The following is a 23,489-nucleotide window of genomic DNA, read 5'->3' as shown; positions in this document are numbered from 1 at the left end:
TCAAGGATTTGAAAGTCAAGCTTGTTGAAGCTGGCCCAAAAATCCTTCCTGTGCTGCCTGATCCGCTGATCGACCGGGCCATGTCTTCCTTGGAAGCGCGTGGCGTCGAGTTCTTGACAGGTCTGCCTGTAACGGGTGTCAAAGGCAACCAAATCGAACTGAAGGATGGACAAACGATCACGGCCAATACGCTTGTTTGGACAGGCGGGGTTGCGGCTCTTCCTATCGTCGGCGAATCAGGTCTTGAAGTCGATCGCGGCAAAGCAGCCGTTAATGAATACCTGCAATCGACGTCACATAAGGACGTATTCGTTGTCGGTGACAGCGCCCTTGCTTTCCCTCCAGAAGGCGGACGTCCATACGCGCCAACTGCACAAAACGCATGGCAAATGGGTGAGCTTGTCGGGTATAACCTCTATGCAGCCTTCGAAGGCAAGAAGCTTGAAGTATTCGCACCTGTAAATTCAGGTACGCTTGCGAGCCTTGGCCGGAAGGATGCCGTGGCAACCGTCGGAGCCAATAATACCTCCCTGAAAGGCCTGCCGGCCACTTTGATGAAGGAAGCGAGTAATATCCGCTACTTATCACACATCAAAGCGCTATATAGCTTGGCCTACTAAAACAAAGAATCATTTCAAAAAGGACCATTCATTTGAATGGTCCTTTTTGTGATGGATTTTCGTTTATACATTCAGATCTTAACTTGATTGATGCTGAACCTGAGGGAATATCCTTCCGGCAATTTTGCCTTAGTCAAAATGCTTGTTTCCCTTAAACGTTTATCGTTGTAGGAGGAAACAGTAAATAATTCTTCGTCAAGATAGGCCGGATGAGTCATTATTTCCACACTTGCTCCATCGTTTACCCTTCCCTTTAAGTTCTGAAAGTAATCTTCTGCAACCATATCTCCATAAAAGTCATCAAAGAATAGATCGGTAACGGTTTGCATACCAGAAAAGTGTTCTCCCGCATTACGCACCGGCAAACGGTATTTCTCCGACAGCCTTTGAATGACCGGCAGGAAGGCTTTTATCCCATGTACATGGTGATGACTGTCGAAATGAGTTGGAAACAGCCCGAATTCCAAAAACCTTTCAATCTGCGCAGACCACTCGCGCTCCAATTCAGCCAAGGATATATCATCGGGATTGGCGTATACCACTCCTTGCTTCTTGAAGTACCCATCTTCATCAACCAAGCTCGGCACATCGCTCAATAAAGGTTTCCCCCATGTCAGCACTAAGTGTATACCCACTTTCAAAGAGGGGGTTTTCTTAGCGATTTCTATCGCATGCTCCGTCGCGTTCGCATTCATCATGATCGTCGTCGAATTGACAATTCCATATTTGTGGCTATCCAAAATTCCATAATTCACCGCTTTAGTTAACCCGAAATCATCTGCATTTATAAGAACTTCAATCATGATAAGTTATCCTGCAACTCCTTTTTTTTGAAAAACTGAGGCAAATAGTCTTTGTGCGCCTCTAGCATTTCATCGAGAATAAGTTTTGCAACCCGATCACTTGGAACTAATGGATTAATCGTCAAAGCAAGCAGGGCAGTGTCATAGTCCCCAGTGACTGCGGCTTCGATGGCCACTCGTTCGAACGATTTAATTTGCTGAATCAATCCCCGCACAGCCACTGGAAGCTTTCCGACATTGATCGGCTTCGGACCGTCCTTCGTTATTACACAGCTGGTTTCAATGGCCGATTCATACGGTATGCCTTCAATGGAACCATGATTGACGGTATTGACGGCTTGAATATCGCATTTATCCGTATGCATCGAGCAAATCAGCCTCACAGCAGCGTCACTGTAGTACGCTCCTCCTCGTTCTTCCAACTGCGGCGGCTTGATGGCCAAATCCTTGTCTTTATATAGCTCGAATAGCCCCGCTTCAAGCCTTTGGACGACCTCAGCACGTGTCTCCCCATTTTCTGCATCCTTCAACTCTTGGGCAAGCACATCTCCCGTTTTATAATAGTAGTTGTGGTACGGGCACGGAAACAGATTCAAGGCCTTTAAGAATCCCGGCTCCCATCCCATTGCATGGATATTTTTCATCGTGACGGCTTTTGCAGGATCTGTAATCAGATTGATGATTTGATCTTTGACACTTTCCCCATCAACGAATACATCCAAGCCATATACCATATGGTTCAAGCCGGCAAAGTCGATCCTGACTCTTGAGGGCTCGACGCCCATCAAATCCGCCACACCTCGCTCCATGCCAATCGGGACATTGCAAAGCCCGATGATCTTGGTAATATTACTGTGACGCAGAACCGCTTCCGTTACCATTCCAGCAGGGTTGGTGAAGTTGATTAGCCATGCATCCGGACAAACCTCTTCCATCTCACGGGCTATATCAAGAATGACGGGGATCGTTCTAAAAGCCTTGAAAAGCCCTCCAGGTCCGTTTGTCTCCTGCCCGATGACTCCGTGCTTCAATGGAATCTTCTCATCAAGAGCTCTGGCAGCGAGCTGGCCAACCCGGAGCTGCGTCGTGACATAATCTGCATTTTTAAGCGCTTTCTTTCTGTCCAATGTCAGGTGGACTTCTATATTCACTCCAGCCTTTTCAATCATCCTTCTAGCCAAATCCCCGACGATTTCAAGCTTCTCCTTACCCGCTTCAATATCAACTAGCCAAATTTCACTCACAGGAAGCTCTCCATGATATTTAATGAAACCTTCGATCAACTCTGGCGTATAGCTTGATCCTCCGCCAATCGTAACAATCTTCAACCCCTTGCTCATTCGGCAGTTCCCTCCTTCATAGCAGCTGCATGTATGAATTCTTCGCGGATATCGATCATTTCAATCGCAAGATCCTTCAATGTCATCGCTGTCATGAGATGATCTTGTGCATGGACCAGGAGAATCGGGAGTTCGAAATGATCTCCCCCTGCCTCGGCATGGATTAATTGTGTTTGATATTTATGGGCTTGCAGCAGTTCGGATTCCGACTCGGCAATCTTTGAACGTGCTGATTCAAAGTTTCTTTTCTTCGCTTCCTGCATCGCTTCCATCGCAAAGCTTCTTGCATTGCCGCTATATAAAATCAATTGAAAGGATAACTGGTATAATTCTTCTTTTTCCATTTTCATCACTGCTTTCTTATACGCTTAACGTTTCTGAATCTTTTGTAAGCTCTGTTTTATTTTTTGAGTCTATCTTCACCTGTGCATAAACGAACGGTAAATAAATCGCTGTTGAAATGACTAAGTTGACAGCTGCCAATACTGCTCCGGATACGTGCCCCCCAGTTGCCAGGAATCCTCCCACGATTGGAGGCGTAACCCAAGGAATCTTGGCTACAATCGGAAAAACCAGGCCGCTGCTTACCGCTAAATAGGAGATCACCGTCGTGATTACCGGGCCAAGGACGAAAGGAATGAACCACATTGGATTCAGGACGATAGGCAATCCGAAAAGAATCGGTTCATTAATCTGGAACACCCCTGGTGCCCCACCGAGTGCAATCATCTGTTTATACCGCTTCCGTCCTGCAATGATCATGGCAATGATAAGACCTAATGTTGCACCAGATCCTCCTAAATAGACAAAGGCATCCAGGAAAGATCCTGCCAATACCCCGTACTGGTCCATATCTTTGACACCTTTTGCATATAAATCGATATTCTTCACTCCCGAGCTTTCAAAAAGCGGTGTTGTTATCCCACCAAGGATATTTGGTCCGTGCAAACCAATCATCCATAATAAATGAACAAGAAATACTAATAAAATTGCGAATGGTAATGAATCTACAGCACTTTGTAAGGGAGAAACGATTACTTTGCTCAGCCAATCATTCAATACCTGACCATCCGTAGCCTTGCGGAATAACAATCCGAACAAGCCCGCGGCAAAGATTGTGGCCATGCCAGGAATTAACTTGGCAAATGACCTGGCAACAGCTGGAGGTACTCCATCGGGCAGCTTAATGACCAAATATTTCACTCGTGAAAGCCTAACGAATATTTCAGTCGCAATCAAGGCAACGACGATTCCTGTAAATAGGGCGGTAGCATTGAAATAGTTAACGCTTACAAATCCCCACGCGCCGCCTGTAACGGCTTTATCATCAATGGTTAAAGTGACATTGCCGATTTGAGGCAATAATAGGAAGAAACAGGCCGCGGATACAAGCATCGCTTCAAAGCCATCATCTCCGTAAGATCTTGCTAGTTTATAAGAAATGCCAAATACAGCGAATACCGTCATGAATGCGAAGGTGCCAAACCAAATATCACCGCCAAGTGTATTCCATGCGGGACCGAATATGGCCTCCATCATTCTTCCATAAGGCTTGATGACTTGCCCTAGATTGTTAAACAGGACCGCAAATGACCCGATCATTGTAATCGCTATCATTCCGATCAATGCGTCACGAATCGCAAGCAGATGCCGGTTATTTCCTACTTTTACAGCTCCAGGCATAATATACTTATCAATAAAAGTCATCATATCCTTATTCTCCCTTAATTAAAGTAGTGGCTTGCTTTAGCACTTCTTCACCATTACACAGTCCATAGAACATCGGATTGATGGTTGCGACAGGAATCCCCTTTTCTTTTGCCGCTTCCTGTAACTTGGAAAGGAGATATCTAACCTGTGGTCCTAAAAGAATCACATCGGCCTTATCCATTTCATTGTTCACTTCCGTCGATCCAACCGCCCAAATATGGCAATCGACTCCTTGATTTTTTGCACTTTCCTCCATCTTGGTAACTAATAAACTAGTGGACATCCCCGCCGAACAGCATAATAAGATATTCATTGACATTACCCCCTTTATAATGATTGATTATTCAGTTTTTTATAATATTGATGATACTGCTTTTTTGATTATGACACTCTTGCCTTGTATCCACCCCTCTACCAGTATTTTGGAAATGGGTATTATTACCTCCATATATCTATTGTAGTTACAAATTAAAAAAATATCAACACAATTTTTTATTTGTTATGACAAATTAACGATTATCAGTTGATTATTGTACTTATCCGAGATAATCTATATGTATATATAGGAATGAGTATGGGGGGAATCACTGTGGAGACCATGAATAAAGAAGCGGCATTGCATTCCATAGTCAAGGAATCGATCATCGATCTCATAAAAAATGGCGAATATGAAACGAATACTAAATTACCGACTGAAGCGGAGTTTTGTAAAATATACGGTGTAAGCAGGACGACAGTCCGTACGGCCTTACAGCAATTGACCGTCGAGGGCTACATCTATCGTGTTCAGGGGAAAGGGACCTTCGTTTCGGAAAATAAAGTGAAGCAATTCCTTACAAGTACAGTTGAAAAGTTCTCCGAGCAAGTCACGATGCAAGGCAAAAATCCTTCCACAAAGGTCATCAGCTTGAAGGTCATTGAAGCAAACGCTACACTTGCCAAGCTTTTCAAACAAAATATTGGAGATCCCGTAAATAAGCTGGAGCGTATACGCTACGTAAACGATGTCCCTCTTCAATATGAAATCGCCTACCTTCCTTGGTATAAAACACCTGGGCTGAATATTGAGGCATGTGAGAAATCGCTTTTTGAAGTACTTGGAACACAATTCAATTTAAAAGTGAAAAAAACGGTCGAGCATTTGGAATTTTCACTTGCCGATGACTCCATATCCGATAAATTGGAAGTACCCAACGGTTCACCTTGTTTTTCCTTGGAAACCTACACATATGAGAGTGACGGTTCAGTCATCGAATTCTCCAAAACTCTCTTCAGGGGCGATCGTGCACACTTTGTCATTGAACGGAACTACTGAACGAAAAAACAAAAGCAGACAATCGATTGAATGTCTGCTTTTTAATGATTTAACTATCATACTTGTTCCAGAATTTCATTGCTCTGAATCGGAATAATGCAAGTTGCCTGCAACATAACGCAGTTTATTTCCTTTTCGATGAATGGATCTCCAAGAATCTGTAACGCTCTCTTTCCTGCTCTTCACCCTATAGGCGCAAAAACCTTAATCAGCCTATCGCCCGAATTTTAGTTACTACAATATGGAGATGTGCATTAATCCCTTCCGCTTTAATCAATTCCTGCGCATGGGGTTCCCATGTCATTGTCCTGATTGCCATGATCGGATATTTTGGACCTTTCTCCTTTTTGGCCCCTTCTAATGACCATGAGAATTTCGATCATGTGTAACAGTAAAAACGGACATCTATTTTTCAAAAAGCTCTCCTTCTCAAAGATTATTTTGGATTCTACGAAGATACCCTTCTCTCCCTTCCGATTTTGGACCATCGCCTTCCCCCTAAAACCTTTACAATTTAATTCATTTTTGGATTATATTTGACAAATTTATCATAATAATCTACTCTAGTAAAATAGATACAATATATCTATATAATTATATTTTTGTGAATCTATTTTACTATCCCTTTATAAATGAAAAATATAATCAATTAATAAATAGGCAGGTGGATTTCATGTGCGGTTTTGTTGGATACATTCAAACATATCCAAAAGCCATAAATTCAAATATGGTAGATACGATCAAGAAAATGAACACTATCATCACCCATAGAGGTCCGGATGATGAAGGATATTTTTTTGATGATTACGTGAATTTCGGATTTAGAAGATTGAGTATAATCGACATTGAGAATGGCAACCAACCTCTTTCATATGAAAATGAAAGATATTGGATCATCTTTAATGGCGAAATCTATAATCATATTGAATTGAGAAAAGAGCTTATTGATGGCGGATATGAGTTTACGACGCATTCTGATACGGAAGTAATCCTGGCACTTTACAGCAGCCTAAAAGAGCAAGCCGTTCAAAGCTTGCGCGGTATGTTCGCTTTTGTCATTTGGGACAAGATTGAAGAAAAACTGTTTGGAGCAAGGGACCACTTTGGAATCAAACCGTTTTTCTACTGTGAACAAGATGAGGTTACATATTTTGCTTCAGAGAAAAAAAGCATCTTGACGACAATGAGTGAGGAGCTTGATGTGGATTCATTACAGCATTATCTCAGTTTTCAATATGTTCCCGAACCATCCACCTTATCCAAAAACATTAAAAAGCTATTGCCTGGGCATTATTTCACTAAAGAGCCCGGAAAGAAAATGGATATCACCAAGTTTTGGCACCCCACCTTCCATCCTTCCAATATGGAAGATTCAAAAGTCACGAAAGAAATCCAGGAGACTTTAATTGATTCGGTGAACGTACATATGAGAAGTGATGTGCCAGTTGGCTCATTCCTTTCGGGGGGCATTGATTCATCTTTCATTTGTTCCATCGCCAAACAAATCAACCCGAAAATCAAAACTTTTTCCGTTGGGTTTGAAAGAGATGGATATAGTGAAATAAACGTTGCACAGGAAACGGCTGCCGCCTTACATCTAGAGAATATAAGTTTTATCATAAGCCCTGAAGAATTCCTGGCCGAACTTCCCAAGATCATTTGGCATATGGATGACCCTTTAGCGGACCCTGCTGCCGTCCCGCTATATTTCGTCGCGCGGGAAGCTAAAAAGCACGTCAAAGTCGCCTTGTCCGGGGAAGGAGCAGATGAGTTATTCGGCGGATACAATATATACCGGGAGCCGCATTCCCTGCGGATGTTTTCCTATATTCCAACTCCGCTTAACCATGTGTTAAAAACCCTTTCTTCCGTATTGCCAGAAGGCGTTAAAGGAAAGAGTTTCATAGAGCGCGGGGTTACAGCATTAGAAGATCGATATATCGGAAATGCAAATATTTTCAACGAAAAAGAGAAGAAGGAATTACTCGTGAATTATCAGAATGGGTTAGAAAACGGAAAAGTGACCAGCCCCATTTATTCAAGCTCATTAGACTATGATCCGATTACACAAATGCAAAACATTGACATTCAGACATGGCTCAAAGGTGATATCTTATTGAAAGCTGATAAAATGTCGATGGCGAATTCTTTAGAGGTAAGAGTTCCATTCCTGGATACACGTGTTTTCAACACGGCATCAAAATTGAGCATGGATCAAAAAGTCAGAAATGGAACGACGAAATATATGCTCCGAAAAGCTGCCCGGGGAATCGTACCAGAACATGTTTGGAGCAGAAAGAAGCTTGGCTTCCCAGTTCCGATACGCCATTGGCTAAAGGATGAATTATACGATTGGGCAGTGAAGCTGATCCATGAGAGCCAAACTGATTACCTTTTTAACAAACAACAAATCATGCAATTACTTGAAAATCATGTCAATGATAAAATGGATAACAGTCGAAAACTATGGACCATTTTAACTTTCATGATATGGCATCAACTTTACATAGAAAAGCAAGATGAGCTTCAACCACAAAGGACTTTACAATATGCTGTAAATTAAGCATTCACGTATTGCATTCATTGTTTTATAGATTTTGCCCCCAAGCCATCCATCTGCTTGGGGGCTTTTACATACTCGCCAAGGCAGTCATATCGATAATTGATAGATGACAAATTTCTCAAAAGGATTCGCTTCAGTCATGCTTGGTAAATCCACCTCTTGCTTCAGCTCGAAGAAGGTTTGATTTTCCAGGAAAAAATTATAATCCTGTGACCCATAATAGAGGATCAGTTCCATTTGGCGCGGTTCTTTTTCATAAGAAACCATGATATTATTGATGATCTTCATGAAAATCTGGATGGAAAACGGATTAAAGAAATAAAACCGATTATCCCTTGAATCAATTTCATATTCCTGTGCCAAACAGCAACTGAATTCGATGTTGCCATTGTTATTTTTCCACTTCTTTCGATAACTTTTCAGATTCCCGATCGCTTCTTTATGGAATTGTTGGTTCATCTCCACGCCTACTGCGGATGTTTGATATAAATAGTGGATGAAAAAATTCAATCGTCCTTTCCCACTTCCAAAATCGACAATGCGATCATGCCTGCTGAGTTCATAATTTTGGAATAAGTGCTCTAGTGCCTTATAAGGTGTTGGCTCATAACGGTGATAATGCAAGGATTGATAGAATTTTTTTTGTTCGCCTTCTGTTTTAATATTAAGCAGTTCATCATATTGCGCATCCTTCATGGATAAACACCTCCCTTATGGTTATTTCACTAATGGGATTCTACCTAAAAACCCCGGATAAGGCAAAAGCTTATCCAGGGTTTTGTCATGAAGATTCAGTTGCCCATTTCGACTGTTTCGCTACATAATCGTTGAAATCCGAGATGCTCGGATTAGCCATGTAGTGACCGCCCTCCACTTGAATCGTCTGACCGGTAATGAATTTGGACTCATCAGATGCAAGGAATAGAACGGTATAACCGATATCATCGGCTTCACCATGATATGGCAAAGCATTAAACTTGGCAAATATATCAAGCACGGCAGGAGGCATATTATTTTCGGCAGCAGGGGTCAAAATAAGACCTGGTGCCACTCCGTTACAACGGATATGATCTTTCCCGTACTGGGCAGCTATATAACGCGTCAAATTCACCACCCCCGCTTTGGAGGCTCCATATGCAGACCGCACGGAGTCACCTGCAAAGCCGCCCATCGATGCGGTATTGATTATGGCCCCTCCCCCAGCTTTGATCATGTGGGGAATCGCAAATCTACTTCCCAATAACACGCTTTTTAAATTAACATCCATAAGTCTGTCCCATTCCTCCAAATCCAGATTCACGACATCGAGATCTTTTTGCAAGTTAGACAAACCTACATTATTAACCAGTACCGTAATCGTTCCATATTGTTCAACCGTAAAGTCGACAGCCGCTTGTATCGAATCCGTTTGCCCTGCATCCAGGAATATCCCAACTGCTTCCCCGCCTTGGTTTGTAATATTTTCGGCCGCTCCTTTTGCTCCTGCTTCGTTAAAATCGGCAATCACGACTTTCGCACCTTCTTTAGCCATCAATGCCGATATCGATAACCCTATTCCTGAGGCTCCACCAGTCACTAATGCCACTTTACCTTGTACTCTTCCCATACTAACCACCTGCTTTTTTTAAGTATATCCAGCATTATTAGTATACAGGAAACATAACGAAAGTCTAATTTATTATACCATAAGTATAAATATTGCCTAAAGTAGAGTTAGCCAAAGGATGAGGAGTTCGGCGAATATAGTAAATAACGCCAGGCCATCCCCACCGAATGTTTCCTATATAATGTCTCTGCAGAACAATGTTACGAAACTAGCGAATTCATTGGACCTAACAAATTATCTCCTTTATAAGAAATGAAAAGGTTTTTACGCAGTGAAAAATGGAATGGCAAGGTTTACCATGGTGTAAAGTATTGATATAAGTAAGCATTCACTTGGAGCCTAGCATCTCTTCAATACTTGTAAGATAGATAAAATTCTGAACCGGAAGGAAATGAGGAAATCTCAAAATGAACGAACATAGTTGGTCGAAGATCTCACCTTTAAGGAGTTCTTATCAAAGCACAAGACTAATTGAAAATGAGTGTCTCCTCCAAAAGGGGTATAAGGGAATACCCTGCTGGCGGAAAGGTCGCCGAGAAGTCTTGGATTGGATAAACGAGCGCTTCAACGATAAAAAACCTGCCGGCACACCCAATCATGATTGGGTGTGCCGGCAGGTTTGAATCTATTCGGCGTACTTTATTCATTCTTTACTGCAATGGGCGTAATATCCAGAACAGCATTCACGACTGAATAATCATCTTTGCTTCCGTCCTTGTATCCCCAGAATCCATCCGTCTTTTTTGTCTTTCTGAATGTAAGCTCTACTCCTTTTCCTTTATCAAACGAATACGCTTTCACTTCCTTCTCTCCGCTGTTATCGACAAGCTGATAAGATAGGAATTTGCTTAATGTGCCGTGCTCCGTCAACACACCTGAATGAGGAGCTACCTCAAAATCTCCATATTCACTTCCTTTTGTACGGACTTTGTGTGGACTGATGTGAATCCCTTTCGTTCTTAAATCAACGCTATCCCCTGGTGCGATTGTAGAAAGTAAAATGTTTTTGTATCCGCTTTTTATTTTAGGATCGGTGTTTACTTTCGATAAATCAATAACGGTTACCCCTCCACGGCCGACCACTTCCAACTTCTGTTTGAGATTATTGACAACGATTGCTGTGTCTTCATCAATTCCATATGACAGCTGATTACGGTCGCCTTTTTCATGTGCCGTTGCTATAAGTCTGCCAAGCCTTGCTTTATTATCGAAATGCTGATCGATCAGTCCATATTGGAAAAAGCCAAGTCCCCGTTCAAGGTAACCCGGTCCGCCTTCTTGCTGCTCCATTCCGTTATACGTGTCTGTAAATCCTTTTGTAAGTGTTTCCAAGCTACCTCCGCCGGCAAGCATGACATCGCTCATAATCGCTGCCCCTGCACTTGTTCCTCCTAAAACAGCACCCTTTTTATACACATCCCAAATCGCTTTTAATGCTTTTGATTCGGTTTGATCCGGATTGAATAATGCTTCTGTAATATACGTCTGATCTCCGCCCACAAACCAGATGGCATCAAGGTTTTTTATTTCGGCAGCGACACCATCACGATTTCTGTTTTCCTTCCAACTAGATTCGTCCTCCAATGTTCCTTTGAAATCATGTGTTGAAATAGGGAGGATCTTGATATTTTCTTCTTTCAAGCCATACTTTAATAAATCGCTTTTGAAGGCGTTTGAGGAGCTTAAGCTTCCACTAGCGGCAGAGATGATGCCTACTTTAGCATCAGTGCCTGCCTTGGTCAGTTCAATAAACTTTTTATACACATCTTCGTTACTTAATCCAAGCGCTCCACCCGCGATGAGTAGATTTCCTTTGATGGTTCCGCGCTCCGTTCTTTTGGGAAGTGCAAAATTGGATTCTTGATAGTGCTTGAAAGCTTGCTTGTCTGTTTTAAATTGGAGCGAAACAGGAGCAACATCCATTTTCACATTCGTAATGGAATAATCATCTTTTTGTCCATCTTGATAGCCCCAAAACCCATTTGTCTGTTTCGTTTTACTAAAGGTTAAGGAAAATCCCGATCCTCTGCTGTCGTATAAATAGCTTTTTACGGAGTCAGTGGAAGAATTATCAACGAGCGAATAGGATAAATAAGGTTTTAATTTGCCATATGAAGTCAGCACTCCCGTTGCTTCCAAAGGTTTAAATTGGTGGTACTCATTCCCTTTAGTTGCATCCTTTTTTGAATGAATCGTAAATGATTTTGTCTTCAGATCAATCTTGTCACCAGGAGATAAAAGGCTGATGGAGACATTATTGATCTTACCCTTATGTTCTTTTGCTTTACTTGAATCGACAACCGTCACTCCGCCCCTGCTCGCAATTTCGGCCGTTTTTTCTTGATTGTTGACAATCAACGCGGTATCTTCGTCAATACCATAAGCATTATATTTCTTTTTTTGCTTTTCGTAATTTACGGCAGTTGCTACTAAACGCCCGAGTCTTCCTCTTTCATCAAAATGCTGATCGATGATTCCATATTGGAAGAAACCAAGCCCCTTCTCAATCCGGACAGGCTCGTACTCTTTGTTTTTTGCAGACTCGGACTTCCCTGTAAATTTACCTTTCAGGCCGCCTAAGCTATCACCGCCCGCAATCATAACATCACTCATAATGGCCGCGCCTGCACTTGTTCCGCCAATGACAGCTCCTTTTCGATACACGTTCCAAATCGCCTCAAGCGCCAACGTACTCTTTCCCTTGGCATCATATAATGTATCTGTTATCCGAAGTTGGTCGCCTCCAACGAACCAGATGGCTGAAAGATCCTCGATCTGCCGGACAACTGCTTTGCTGTGGACATTGTTCTTCCACGATTTTTCATCCAAATCAGTATCACTGAAATTATGATTCGATATCGGCAGGATTTTGATATCCGCCTCTTTGACTCCATACTTCACAAGATCTGCCCTAAATTCCTTGGAGGATTTCAAACTTCCGCTAGCAGCCGGAACAATACCGATTTTCGCTTTTTTGACCCCCCCGGCGAGTTTTATGAAAGATTCATAAATATCCTTGTTGCTGCTGCCCAATGAGCCTCCTGCAATAACGAGACTTCCTTTGATTTCTTCCTTAGGGTGAGCACTAGCCTTTCCTGGCGGCAAATAGCAGACCGATGCTAGCAAAAAGGCGGTAATTGCCGTATTAATGATCATTTTCACTTTTACTCCTCCCCCTATTTTAATTTCCATATATGGACCCACTTGTTGAACTTAAGGCCCCATTTTGGGCAGAAAGTTTATAGGAATATCCATTACTGCTCGTCCATGTCTGAAGATTGAACGTATTTCCGGGTCTTAACTTGACGAGGTCAACAGTTTTTATAGTCAATGGCTTGCCTATGCTGCTTGTAGGAGCGGCCGTTGTTTTCGCCATATATACGGATTGGTTGCTGCCGCCTGGCTGAGCAACAACCTTCGCCGTTCCGTCCTGTTCGACAAGAAGAGCCGTTTGTTCATTGACAGCAATGCCTTTAGATTGGTTCGTCCATCCGTCCGATACATTCCTCGCCATGAACCCGATAAATCTTCCCATCCGGTCCCTCTGTTCAAAATGGGTATCTGTAATCGTACTTGATAAATAGCGGTTATTCAGAAAATCTCTTGTAAATGTCATATAGCGGTTATTCGGATTTGCCAGTGCTTCATCTGAATAGACGGATCCGTTTTTAGCATCATAGACGAATTGCCCCATGATCGCGAGCCCTGCACTTGTTCCTCCAATCGGAACATTATTTTGAATCTGCTGGTTAAGTACATCCTCAAGAGCCGTATTTTTGATAAAATCGACATAATTGAATTGATCTCCTCCGGCAAAAAAGACTGCTTCCGCCTTACGGACCTTATCCAATACATACGAGTCTCCTGAAGCATATTTGTTGTTCAGCACGATCGTCTCGACTGAATCAAGCTTAGCGTTATTGCTCTGGGCCAAATCGTAAAGGTATTGGTTATATCCGTCCGATCCTGAAGTACGGAGAACGACAAAATCACCTTGATTGGCTTTTTTGGCCATCCACAGCATCGCTTCATCCACGTCCGCTCCGCCTCCCATCAAGTTAATGCCATAAGAAGTGGCAGTTGTTACATTTCCGGTGTTTCCATAGCTGCTATACTGATAGTCCCCGCTTGCAGCATATGCAAAATTCCCTTGGCAATAAAAAGCAAACAAACCTACCATCATACATACCTTCATTAACTGTCTCATTCCTTTTCACTCCCTATCATCCTATTATTTTTCAAATGTCCCTTTAATGATCGGGACACCTCGTTCTACCATCACTTTTCCTCTTGCAATGACCGTATCGATAGCTAGCGTATCTTTTTTGAGCAACACGAGGTCAGCATCCATCTCCACCCCGATTTTCCCTTTATTTTTCAGTTTTAAGATACGTGCCGGATTAGCAGTGATGACCTGAATTGCTGTTTCAAGCGGAACGCCTTCATCCATTACAGCGTCACGGACCTCGTGGAAAAGAGAAGAAACATTGCCGACTTGCAGACCGGCGAACTCACCGTCTTGGTTAAAACAAGGAAGACTTGCCTGTCCATCCGAGGAGAAAGTAATCTGGATAATAGGCACCCCACTCTCAAGCATCTGTCGTAACCCGCTACTGCATTTCACTTCCCCTTCCTCTAGGAATTGAGGGGTGGTGCTTGTCGTTAAGTCTACATACCCCCCTATTTCTGCATAGCGTATTCCCTCTTCGAATAAATCCCGATTTCTGTTTATGTGAGTCGGGTGAAAGTGATGTATCGGTATATCCGTCTTTTCGGCGATTTCAAAAAGGAGCTCCAGCCTGCGTTCACTATCGCCTACATGTATTTCCAATAACCCTGCCTTTCCGGTGATTAAACTGCCATTACGTGCTGCAGCCGCTATCTTCGCAAGCTCATCAAGTGTCGGTTCGGAAGAGCGATGGTCGGATATGGCAATTTCACCGACACCGATTATTTTTTCAATGAAAATCAGATCCTCTTCAATTTTGCCCATCAAGGTTTTCACGGGAATTTGATAAGAGCCAGAGTGGATGTACGCCGTAATCCCCTCTTCATCCAATGCATGGGCCTTTGCCAGAAGACTCTCGATCCGTCTTGTTGTTCCATCCGTACCTAACACTCCAACGACTGTTGTAATGCCTGCCATCGTAGCATCCGTTAAATTCATTTCCGGAGTGCGAGTCCTAAAGCCTCCTTCCCCGCCGCCGCCGATTAAATGTACATGGGCATCAATAAAACCAGGCACGAGAATTTTTCCCGATGCATCAATTATTTTCACATCAATAGATGAGTTATCCAGGTCAATATCATTTTGGATATAGACTATTTTGCCACCCGCAAGCAGCACATCCATCCGGCCAAGATACTGAGGTTCATACACTTCTGCATTTTTTATTAAAGTAAGCAAATTCTTTCCTCCTATTTCTCTAAGCTGTTTCTATAACATGATTAGAATGGTCCGTAATTCATTAAATGAGCGATTACAACAGCGGCTAAACCGATGAGGTATTGAATGAAGACTAGCGGCAGAACCCATTTGGCCCATTTTGTCCAGGGAATGCCCGCAATAGCGAGTCCTGCCATTAACGTGCCTGCCGTCGGAAAAATAATATTCCCTATTCCATCGGCAAATGAGAACGAAAGAACTGCCGTCTGTCGAGTAATATCAAGCAAATCAGCAAGCGGTGTCATGATTGGCATCGTCAGCATGGCGTGTCCGCTTCCCGAGGCAAGGATAAAATGGATAATGGCCTGGAAGTTATACATGCCAATCACACTCCAGAACGCCGGGATATGCTTTAGCGTATCGGAAACCCCATGAAGCATCGGGTCAATAATGTGCCCTTCATTTAGAACAACAAGAGTTGCACGGGAAACTCCTATAATTAAGGCTCCGCCAATCAATAAAGATGATCCATCTACAAACGATTTCGCAATCTTATCCGCAGATAGCCTGCCGATGACTCCTATGACGATTGTCAACACTACAAAAAGCGCTGCAATTTCCGTAATATACCATTTGTATTTAATCACTCCGAAAGCAAGGACCACATAATTCAGTAAAAATGCACCAAGAATGAGCTTATGTTTCGTTTCAAGTTTTTCTTTAGACTTAAGGAGCACATCAGCTTCTTTCTTGCTGTATTTTCCATAAAATCCTCTTGACGGATCCTTTTTCACCTTCATGGCATGACGGTAGACGAATGTTACAGATACCGCATAAACGATCACGAAAAGCACTAATCGATACGACATGCCAGAGAACATCGGCAGCTCGGAGATGCCTTGAGCAATTCCGACTGTAAACGGATTCATGACGGCCGTCGTAAAACCTGCCGAAGCCCCAAGGATAACAATGGCCGTTCCTGTAAGAACGTCAAATCCAAGTGCAAGCGCCAACGGAATCAATAATGGGATATATGCGAGTGTTTCCTCAGCCATCCCCATAAGTGAACCGCCAATCGCGAAGAATAGCATCATGCCAGGTATAAGCAACTTCTCCCGGGTTGCAAGTCTTTTGGCAAGCGTCGTAATCAATACATTTATCGTCCCAGTGGCGGTTAATACACCAAAGAATCCCCCAATGATCAAAACGAAGAAGATAATATTAGCTGCTTCAACCATTCCAGTATGAAGCGCCTTAACAGCTCCAAATGGGCTTACCGGGGTTTGGTCTGCCGTTTTGTAAGTATCCGGGTCGATTTCGGTCCTTCCGTCAACCTCGATGCGTCCATAATCTCCTGCAGGCAACACATAAGTTAATAACGTTGCGATGACCAAAACACCCAGCAATAATGCGAATACATTAATTTTACGATCTTTTTTTGTTTTTCCTTCTGGTTGATACGTTGTTTCGACTTGAGCCATACATCTCTTCTCCCCTTTTTCATTCAGCCAGTAAATGATACTTCCCCGCCTACCATAGTTCTCCTTTTCGTTTTTTTGAGAAAGTAACATTTGTAAAGTAATAATGCAAAATACATGCCAACTTATAAGTCGACTGCTATGGGATCTGAATGACACATTAAGTGGGACGGGTCCGGGAGATGGGTGCGTATAGGAATATGCTCATCTCTATACTTAGGGGGAATTTTTCAATCGGTGCTTGTGAACGAAATGAGAAATAAGAAAATTATGAAATATCAATCAAAAAAGCAATTTTATTATTAACAACAATCGTTTAATGGTCTAAAATGGTTCATATATCGCACCATCATAAAACCAATTCAACCAAAGAAAGGGAATGTCCCTTATGAAACCATCACTTATCCTTTTGACAGGCGGCATGAAGACAAGGCACACCCTGCATCAGCAACTTCATCAGCTATTAGGTGATTATCTGCACATTGATAGCTATGCAGTCGATGAGGGCCTTCCAGCTGGTCTTGAAGCGGATGTCATCCTCTTCTCCTCCGAATCCCTTAAAGAAGAAGTCAGTCATCTAAACCATATGAATGCCGTAAACTTTATTACCGGACAACGTACCGTCCACCATGAACATTTGGACAAACTTCTCACAATTCCGGCTGGAACCAACGTACTTGTCATCAATGATGAATACAAGGTCACATTGGAACTGATTCAATCTCTTTACCAACTTGGAATCAATCATGTTCGCTTTATAGCTTACAAGAAGAATCATACTTATTATGATGATATCGATGTGGCTGTATCACCAGGTGAAACAGAACTTGCCCCCGCCTATTTGCCGATGGTTTTGGATATTGGCGTCAGGCTTTTGGATATGACCACCATTTTAAGAATTGTAGATCATTGCAGGCTGGAGGGAAAAGTTGCCCTGCAAATTTCAGAAAGATACATCAGAAGCATCATTGAATTGCAGCAAAAATTGCTTGTATCCCAACAGGAGACAAAAGAAGTCTATCACCACATCCAAAATGTCGTTAATACGATTGATGATGGAATACTCGTGATCAATGAAACGAGTGAAGTAACCGTGTTTAATCAAAAACTTGAAGCACTCTTTCAAATTCAGGCGGATGTAGTCATCAACCGCCCGATTGATACGGTAATCCTTCAAAACGAAGTGGTTCAATTCATCCTGGATGGTGTGGAAGAGAGTCAATTTTTTAGCATTCATGGTGTTGAGGTTGTCGTATACCGACATTCAATGATTGGAGAGCAATCCATCGTTGCTGTTTTTAAAAGTGTCCACCAGGCATCCGAAATTGAAAAAACAGCACAGCGCAAATATCGCGAGAAAGGATTTTACGCGAAGTATAGCTTTGATGACATTTTCTGTGAAAATCCTAAAATGATAGAACTTAAACAGATCGCAAAAAAGCTCGCATTAGCAGAACACCCCATCCTCATCCAGGGAGAATCAGGAACGGGCAAAGAATTGTTTGCTCATGCCATTCATAAGCACTCCTTGAGAAAAAATGGGCCTTTTCTGCCCATAAACTGCAGCGCCTTATCCGAAAGCCTGCTAGAAAGCGAATTATTCGGGTATGAAGACGGATCATTTACTGGAGGTCAGCGCGGAGGTAAAAAAGGGCTGTTTGAGCTTGCAGATAACGGCACCATCTTTTTGGATGAAATAGGGGATATCAGTTTATTGATGCAATCTCGCTTATTAAGAGTTATCCAAGAAAAGGAAATAAGAAGAATTGGCGGCTCGAAGATTATTCCCATTAACATTCGCATCATTTCTGCAACAAATAAAAAAATCGAGGAACAAATGAAAGCACAAACGTTCAGAAATGATTTATTTTACCGTTTGAATGTACTTAACCTCTCCATCCCGCCACTTAGGCAGCGAAGAGAAGACATTCCCCTCTTGATCCATCATTACATAACAAAAAACGGAAATTGGATAAAAGTGGAGCATTCGTTAATGGATTGGCTGAAACGGGCTGAGTGGGAAGGCAATATCCGCGAGCTAAAAAACACACTCGATTATATGCTGACAGTGTGTAATGGTACGATATTAACTAAAGATGATCTACCGCAGCATCAGACAGCGCAACTATCGGAAGATAAAGTAGCCCCGCCACAAAATACCCTGGAGCAATCTGAACATCGCATGATTCTAAAGATCGTTATGCAATGCAATGAAGCTGGAAAAGCCGCCAGCAGAGAATATATTTCAACAAAAACGAAAGAACAGCATGCAAGCCTCTCTTTGTCCCCGCAACAGGTTAGGCGCCGACTTGATGACCTCGAGCAAAAAGGACTGATCATCAAACGTAAAGGGCGGGGCGGAACAAGAATAACGGAAGTCGGTATGAACTATTTAGAATCTTTACTATAGAGGTACACAGCTTTCCTATTGATCCATATACGGCCGCTGATGATCGAAAATGGCCGAGCGGTCGCGCCAGATCCTTCAGGAACGAACGTCGAGTTTCAGTTGGACTTATTAAAAGTTCATAAAGAAAAAAATTAATATTTTTCATAAAAAGTAAAACTCTCCTTCTTAGCATTTTTTCATATAACTTACAAGCTTCCAAAAACACGAGAGAAAAATAAAGGTAAAGATGCAAAAATACATAAAGAGACCATCCACTTTGCGTTATAGGGAATGATCTCTTTTTTTCTTCTTTTTTCAATAGATATACTTATTTTCATCTTTTCATTCAAGGGTCAAGGCTGAGTCCGCCATATACGTTTCATCGTTTTCCTCATTCAAATACATCTGTACGGCAATCCTTTATTTGAATAACCTCTTTTTCTTTTTAACCATAAAAAAATCCCCTTAAAGCAGGAATGCATCATCCACGGTGATTTGCGGCATTTTACATTGTCTACCTTAAGGAGATTCTACAAACATCAAAAAGCGCTTCAGCTTTTTTTAATTTTGTTCTTCCTCATCCCAGACGATCCATTCATGGACCTCAAGGATTTCAAGAAATTTCATCAGCCGTGGCAAGGAAGGTTCCGCTTCCTCACCGAAATGTTCACTCATCGCTTCCGAAATCTGATTCACATTGCATTTATACTCCATTTGTTTAATGGCAAATGCACCAAATTTGTCAAGCTTGATTTTACGAACTGACGGCTGCTTAAAATACCGAATCGTCATTCGTTCCACGAAATTGGTTCGTTGGATGACTAAAAAAGTCGTTTCCGCAGATCCTTGCTCCAAGGTTACTCGTCTTTCCAAAAGAGGAACCATGGTTAACAGGTTCCTCTTTTTTGATTGACGTTTACGAAGCATCTTCTTTTTTCCCTTTGCTAGAAACGAACCAAAGCAATCCAGCTAAAACGAGGAATAGTATGAATGGTAGCAGATTGCTGGCCAATTTTGCTGCAGCTGGAACTTGGACGCCTGCTGCAATCAAGATCGCAATAAGCACACCAATCAAGGATTCGCCTGCAATCAATCCAGAGGCAAATAAAACCCCTCTATCGACGCGTGCTTTAAGTGCTTCTTTCGTCTTCGAGAAGAACTCAACGAAGAAGCGGATGAAGCCGCCAATCATGATTGGCACACTAGTATGAACCGGCAAGTAAATGCCGACTGCCACTACAAGGGAATTCAAACCGAAAAACTCCAATGTGATGGCAATGGCCGCACCGATAAAGATAAGGGTCCAAGGCAAATCTCCTCCTAGAACTCCTTCAGCGAGGATTTTCATAAGAGCCGCTTTAGGAGCAGGAAGTTCTGCTGATCCCATCGTATACGCGTTATCCATTAACACCAGGATAAAACCGATGACAGACGCCGACGCGACGACACCAATCATCATCGCGACTTGTTGTTTCCATGGGGTTCCGCCCACGATGTACCCTGTTTTTAAATCTTGGGATACATCACCTGAAACAGCAAGAGCTGTACAAATGATCGCAGCCACGGTCAAAGCGGCCACCATTCCAGTCGTTCCGGTAAAACCAGTAGCTTTGTAGACAATTGCTACAATCAAGAGTGTGGCTATGGTCATTCCAGAAACAGGGGAAGAAGAACTTCCAACGATCCCTACAACCCTTGAAGCCACGGTCACGAATAAAAAGCCAAAAATTGCAATCGCGATCGCACCGATGATTCCTACATCTGTTATAGGTGTGAAAGCGATGATTAAAATAACAATGAATATTCCCAGCCAAACGTATTTTGCTGGCATGTCTTTTTCAGTACGGATCGAACCAGCCTTAAGCTGTCCTTTATTGGCCTTTACACCTTTTAGCGTATCAAAAACCGAACTGAAAAGAATCGGTAAAGTTTTGATTAATGTGATCAATCCGCCAGTTGCTACCGCACCAGCTCCGATATAGCGTATATAATTATCCCAAATTCCCCATGCATCCAATTCACCAATCGGTACCTCGGAAGGGAAAATGGCTGTTCCATTACTGCTGCCAAAGAAGCTGATTGCCGGGATCAGAACGACCCAAGCCAACAATCCCCCACCTAGCATTTGACCTGCAACACGCGGTCCAATGATATAACCTACACCCAAAAGGGAAGGAAAAGCATCCAGACCAACAACTGCATTTTTAAAATTCGTGATTCCTGTTTCAACTTCCGTTTTGAAAAGCTTAAACCCATCACCAAGGCCTTTCACTACACCGCCAATGACTAAACCCGCGCCGATTAGCTTGGCGCTAGTCCCACCTTTTTCTCCTGACTTCAATACCTCGGCACATGCCGTACCTTCAGGATAAGGTAAAGTTTCATGTTCCCTTACAATAAGGAGCTGACGCAGGGGAACCATCATGAAGACCCCTAAAAATCCACCCGTTAGAACAACGAAAATGATGAATGCCTGACTCACGTCTATATCCCACATGAATAATGCCGGGATGGTAAATACAGCTCCGGCACCGATAGCCTCACCTGCCGTGGTCATCGTTTGCACAATATTGTTTTCTAATATTGAATCCCTGCGGAAAACCCCTCTTAAAATAGCCATTGAAATTACCGCCGCGGGTATTGAAGCAGAGACAGTCAAACCAATAAGTAGGCCTAAGTACGCATTTGCTGCCCCGAAGACGATTGCAAGTATAATCCCTAGAATTATTGCCGTTGCGGTTAATTCCGGTAAAGATTTAGATGCAGAAACGTACGGGACGAATTTACTCTCTTTTGAATTGTTCGACAATTTAGCCACTTCCTATGTTAAACTTTAAAATCACAGAGAACATTATATCACTGTAATTTAAACACACGCAATGGGAAAATTCTGCTTATTAAAATTTCGATTATGCACAACATTCAGATTAACAGTTTCAAGTATTGGTCCTGCCCGCCACTTATCGACCTTCCGCTTCTATTAAAATATCCTCACCCTTTTAGTTAAACCACCTTTCACTCGATGAGTTAAAGACAGGAACGAAGCAGGTATATTTTCAAAAAAGCGACTAGGCATTTGCACATTAAAATGGCCACTAGCATATCCTGCAGAATCAAGTCTTCAGAAAAGGAATGATACTTTCATGGTTTCATATATGGACTATACCTCCCCATCCACACAATTTTTTTTCGACGCCAATAATAGCAATCTCTTTAAAAAAGATAATCAAAACTATATTAATGTAGTAGGTATCAAACAATTGAACACCCTTGAAAATGTTTCTTTGCTGGATATTTACCTCAGCACTAGCAATGTTGTGGAACCGCATTATCACCAAAATGCAGCTGAGCTTGTTTACTGTATTTCTGGTGCCGCAACCGTTTCATTGCTGAATCCTTTCACGAAACAAATCCAGAATTACCCCCTTAAGCCCGGTCAAGTGGCCAATGTTCCACAAGGCTGGTGGCATTATGAAGTCGCAACTTCCGATAATACGCATCTGCTTGCCATTTTTGATGCGCCAACCCCTGAAGTTGTGCTTGGTTCCGATATCCTGAAATTGACACCAGCAAATATCATGGCTCATACGTATTGCATGGATGAAAACCAATGGAAAAAAGCAGTTGCCCCCGTGCAGCCAGCAACGTTCATCGGTCCGACAGCCAACTGCCAACGGGGTTCTGAAGATGAAAGACAGCCACTGCAGCAGCCTTCGCAACTTCCGCAGCAGCCATATCCGCAATATATCAATCAATATGATAACCAAGTATACCCTGCCCCGGCCTATAATTATCAAATACCAGCTAATCCCCAATATTATTATTATTGATAAATGAAAAAAGCGATGGAGTGCTCTTCTTCCATCGTTCAGTTTGTAGACAAAAGGGGTTCGGAATTAAAAAATTCCGAACCCCTTTTGAAATTCCTTTGAAATTTTGACCAAAGGTTACGAGATTTGGGCTCTTCGAGCCACTATGTTAAGCCGTTTTAGGACCTTGCCATGTCCAAGTGGCCATCTTCTTTACATTCATGGCAGCGAAAGTAAGCATCGCCTGCATCGACAATTTTTTAAGTCCCCTTAAAGTAGTCCAACGCATACCATGCTTTTCTTTTGCATCTGCGAATACACGCTCAATCGTTTCTTTGCGTTTCGCATATATAGGTTTTACCTCTTGATGATGACGCAGATGATCTGCTTCTTCCACATATGCTTGCCAGATATGCCGTGTCACTACTTTTTGATGGTCTTTGCTTTCCGTACACCGTGATAAAAATGAT

20 protein-coding genes are annotated in these 23,489 nt (G+C 42.5%); 5 read left to right on the top strand and 15 right to left on the bottom strand.

From position 1 onward, the window contains the following. Window positions 1-620: NAD(P)/FAD-dependent oxidoreductase (locus AS888_RS26825; protein WP_260320210.1), on the top strand; the 620-nt coding region annotated here is incomplete at its 5' end. 71 nt (window positions 621-691) lie between these two features. On the opposite strand, the gene chbG is transcribed toward AS888_RS26825, so the two are convergent. From chbG to AS888_RS14120, 5 genes are read right to left on the bottom strand one after another with little or no spacing between them, the layout of a single operon-like run. Continuing rightward, window positions 692-1,423, bottom strand: coding sequence for a chitin disaccharide deacetylase (gene chbG, locus AS888_RS14140; RefSeq protein ID WP_061142792.1), 732 nt, complete (start codon window positions 1,421-1,423; stop codon window positions 692-694). Beyond that, window positions 1,420-2,763, bottom strand: coding sequence for a 6-phospho-beta-glucosidase (locus tag AS888_RS14135; RefSeq protein ID WP_061142791.1), 1,344 nt, complete (start codon window positions 2,761-2,763; stop codon window positions 1,420-1,422). The genes chbG and AS888_RS14135 overlap by 4 nt, the downstream gene beginning before the upstream one ends. After that, the gene (locus tag AS888_RS14130; protein ID WP_061142808.1) at window positions 2,760-3,107 is read right to left on the bottom strand and encodes a PTS sugar transporter subunit IIA; all 348 of its coding nucleotides are present in this window, start codon (window positions 3,105-3,107) and stop codon (window positions 2,760-2,762) included. Before AS888_RS14130 ends, AS888_RS14135 begins: the two co-directional genes overlap by 4 nt. A 16-nt stretch (window positions 3,108-3,123) precedes the next feature. Beyond that, window positions 3,124-4,473 carry a PTS sugar transporter subunit IIC gene (locus tag AS888_RS14125; RefSeq protein ID WP_061142790.1) on the bottom strand — a complete coding sequence of 450 codons (1,350 nt, stop codon included), beginning with the start codon at window positions 4,471-4,473 and terminating at the stop codon, window positions 3,124-3,126. Between the two features lie 4 nt (window positions 4,474-4,477). After that, complete coding sequence (locus AS888_RS14120) at window positions 4,478-4,786, bottom strand: PTS sugar transporter subunit IIB (RefSeq protein WP_061142789.1); 309 nt, start codon at window positions 4,784-4,786, stop codon at window positions 4,478-4,480. Window positions 4,787-5,071: 285 nt separating this feature from the next. Between AS888_RS14120 and AS888_RS14115 the strand changes: the two genes are divergently transcribed. Both AS888_RS14115 and asnB read left to right on the top strand, forming a co-directional pair. Then, window positions 5,072-5,788: a GntR family transcriptional regulator gene (locus AS888_RS14115; protein WP_061142807.1), complete on the top strand. Its 717-nt coding sequence runs from the start codon at window positions 5,072-5,074 to the stop codon at window positions 5,786-5,788. Window positions 5,789-6,461: 673 nt separating this feature from the next. Further along, window positions 6,462-8,351 carry an asparagine synthase (glutamine-hydrolyzing) gene (asnB, locus tag AS888_RS14105; protein WP_061142787.1) on the top strand — a complete coding sequence of 630 codons (1,890 nt, stop codon included), beginning with the start codon at window positions 6,462-6,464 and terminating at the stop codon, window positions 8,349-8,351. 87 nt (window positions 8,352-8,438) lie between these two features. On the opposite strand, the gene AS888_RS14100 is transcribed toward asnB, so the two are convergent. The 7 genes from AS888_RS14100 to AS888_RS14075 form a co-directional block, all read right to left on the bottom strand. Next, on the bottom strand, window positions 8,439-9,047 hold the full coding sequence (locus tag AS888_RS14100; protein WP_061142786.1) for a class I SAM-dependent methyltransferase: 609 nt from the start codon (window positions 9,045-9,047) through the stop codon (window positions 8,439-8,441). A gap of 85 nt (window positions 9,048-9,132) precedes the next feature. After that, complete coding sequence (locus tag AS888_RS14095; RefSeq protein WP_061142785.1) at window positions 9,133-9,957, bottom strand: SDR family NAD(P)-dependent oxidoreductase; 825 nt, start codon at window positions 9,955-9,957, stop codon at window positions 9,133-9,135. Window positions 9,958-10,424: 467 nt separating this feature from the next. Next, window positions 10,425-10,604 carry a hypothetical protein gene (locus tag AS888_RS25785; RefSeq protein ID WP_155645498.1) on the bottom strand — a complete coding sequence of 60 codons (180 nt, stop codon included), beginning with the start codon at window positions 10,602-10,604 and terminating at the stop codon, window positions 10,425-10,427. Beyond that, the gene (locus AS888_RS14090) at window positions 10,597-13,113 is read right to left on the bottom strand and encodes a cyanophycinase (RefSeq protein ID WP_061142806.1); all 2,517 of its coding nucleotides are present in this window, start codon (window positions 13,111-13,113) and stop codon (window positions 10,597-10,599) included. The genes AS888_RS25785 and AS888_RS14090 overlap by 8 nt, the downstream gene beginning before the upstream one ends. Window positions 13,114-13,138: 25 nt before the next feature. Next, the gene (locus AS888_RS14085; RefSeq protein ID WP_221408606.1) at window positions 13,139-14,140 is read right to left on the bottom strand and encodes a cyanophycinase; all 1,002 of its coding nucleotides are present in this window, start codon (window positions 14,138-14,140) and stop codon (window positions 13,139-13,141) included. Window positions 14,141-14,188: 48 nt separating this feature from the next. Beyond that, window positions 14,189-15,364 (bottom strand): beta-aspartyl-peptidase, encoded by a 1,176-nt coding sequence (gene iadA / locus AS888_RS14080; RefSeq protein WP_061142783.1) that lies wholly within the window; start codon window positions 15,362-15,364, stop codon window positions 14,189-14,191. 41 nt (window positions 15,365-15,405) lie between these two features. After that, the gene (locus AS888_RS14075; protein WP_061142782.1) at window positions 15,406-16,824 is read right to left on the bottom strand and encodes a YfcC family protein; all 1,419 of its coding nucleotides are present in this window, start codon (window positions 16,822-16,824) and stop codon (window positions 15,406-15,408) included. A gap of 385 nt (window positions 16,825-17,209) precedes the next feature. Here AS888_RS14075 and AS888_RS14070 point away from each other — a divergent pair, with 385 nt between their 5' ends. Continuing rightward, window positions 17,210-19,231, top strand: a complete 2,022-nt coding sequence (locus AS888_RS14070; RefSeq protein ID WP_061142781.1) for a sigma 54-interacting transcriptional regulator — start codon at window positions 17,210-17,212, stop codon at window positions 19,229-19,231. A 540-nt stretch (window positions 19,232-19,771) separates the two neighbouring features. On the opposite strand, the gene AS888_RS14065 is transcribed toward AS888_RS14070, so the two are convergent. Next, window positions 19,772-20,137, bottom strand: coding sequence for a PqqD family protein (locus tag AS888_RS14065; RefSeq protein WP_061142780.1), 366 nt, complete (start codon window positions 20,135-20,137; stop codon window positions 19,772-19,774). Beyond that, window positions 20,127-22,019, bottom strand: coding sequence for an OPT family oligopeptide transporter (locus AS888_RS14060; RefSeq protein WP_061142779.1), 1,893 nt, complete (start codon window positions 22,017-22,019; stop codon window positions 20,127-20,129). Before AS888_RS14060 ends, AS888_RS14065 begins: the two co-directional genes overlap by 11 nt. 334 nt (window positions 22,020-22,353) lie before the next feature. Between AS888_RS14060 and AS888_RS14055 the strand changes: the two genes are divergently transcribed. Next, complete coding sequence (locus AS888_RS14055; RefSeq protein WP_061142778.1) at window positions 22,354-23,040, top strand: cupin domain-containing protein; 687 nt, start codon at window positions 22,354-22,356, stop codon at window positions 23,038-23,040. 148 nt (window positions 23,041-23,188) lie between these two features. Here AS888_RS14055 and AS888_RS14050 read toward each other — a convergent pair. After that, window positions 23,189-23,489: transposase (locus AS888_RS14050; protein WP_185113093.1), on the bottom strand; the 301-nt coding region annotated here is incomplete at its 5' end.

The sequence above is a fragment of the Peribacillus simplex genome, from assembly GCF_001542915.1.
In the GTDB taxonomy this organism is placed as follows: Bacteria; Bacillota; Bacilli; order Bacillales; family DSM-1321; genus Peribacillus; species Peribacillus simplex_B.
Note: the sequence above shows the minus strand (reverse complement) of the source record. Positions and strands in the feature narration are given on the sequence as shown.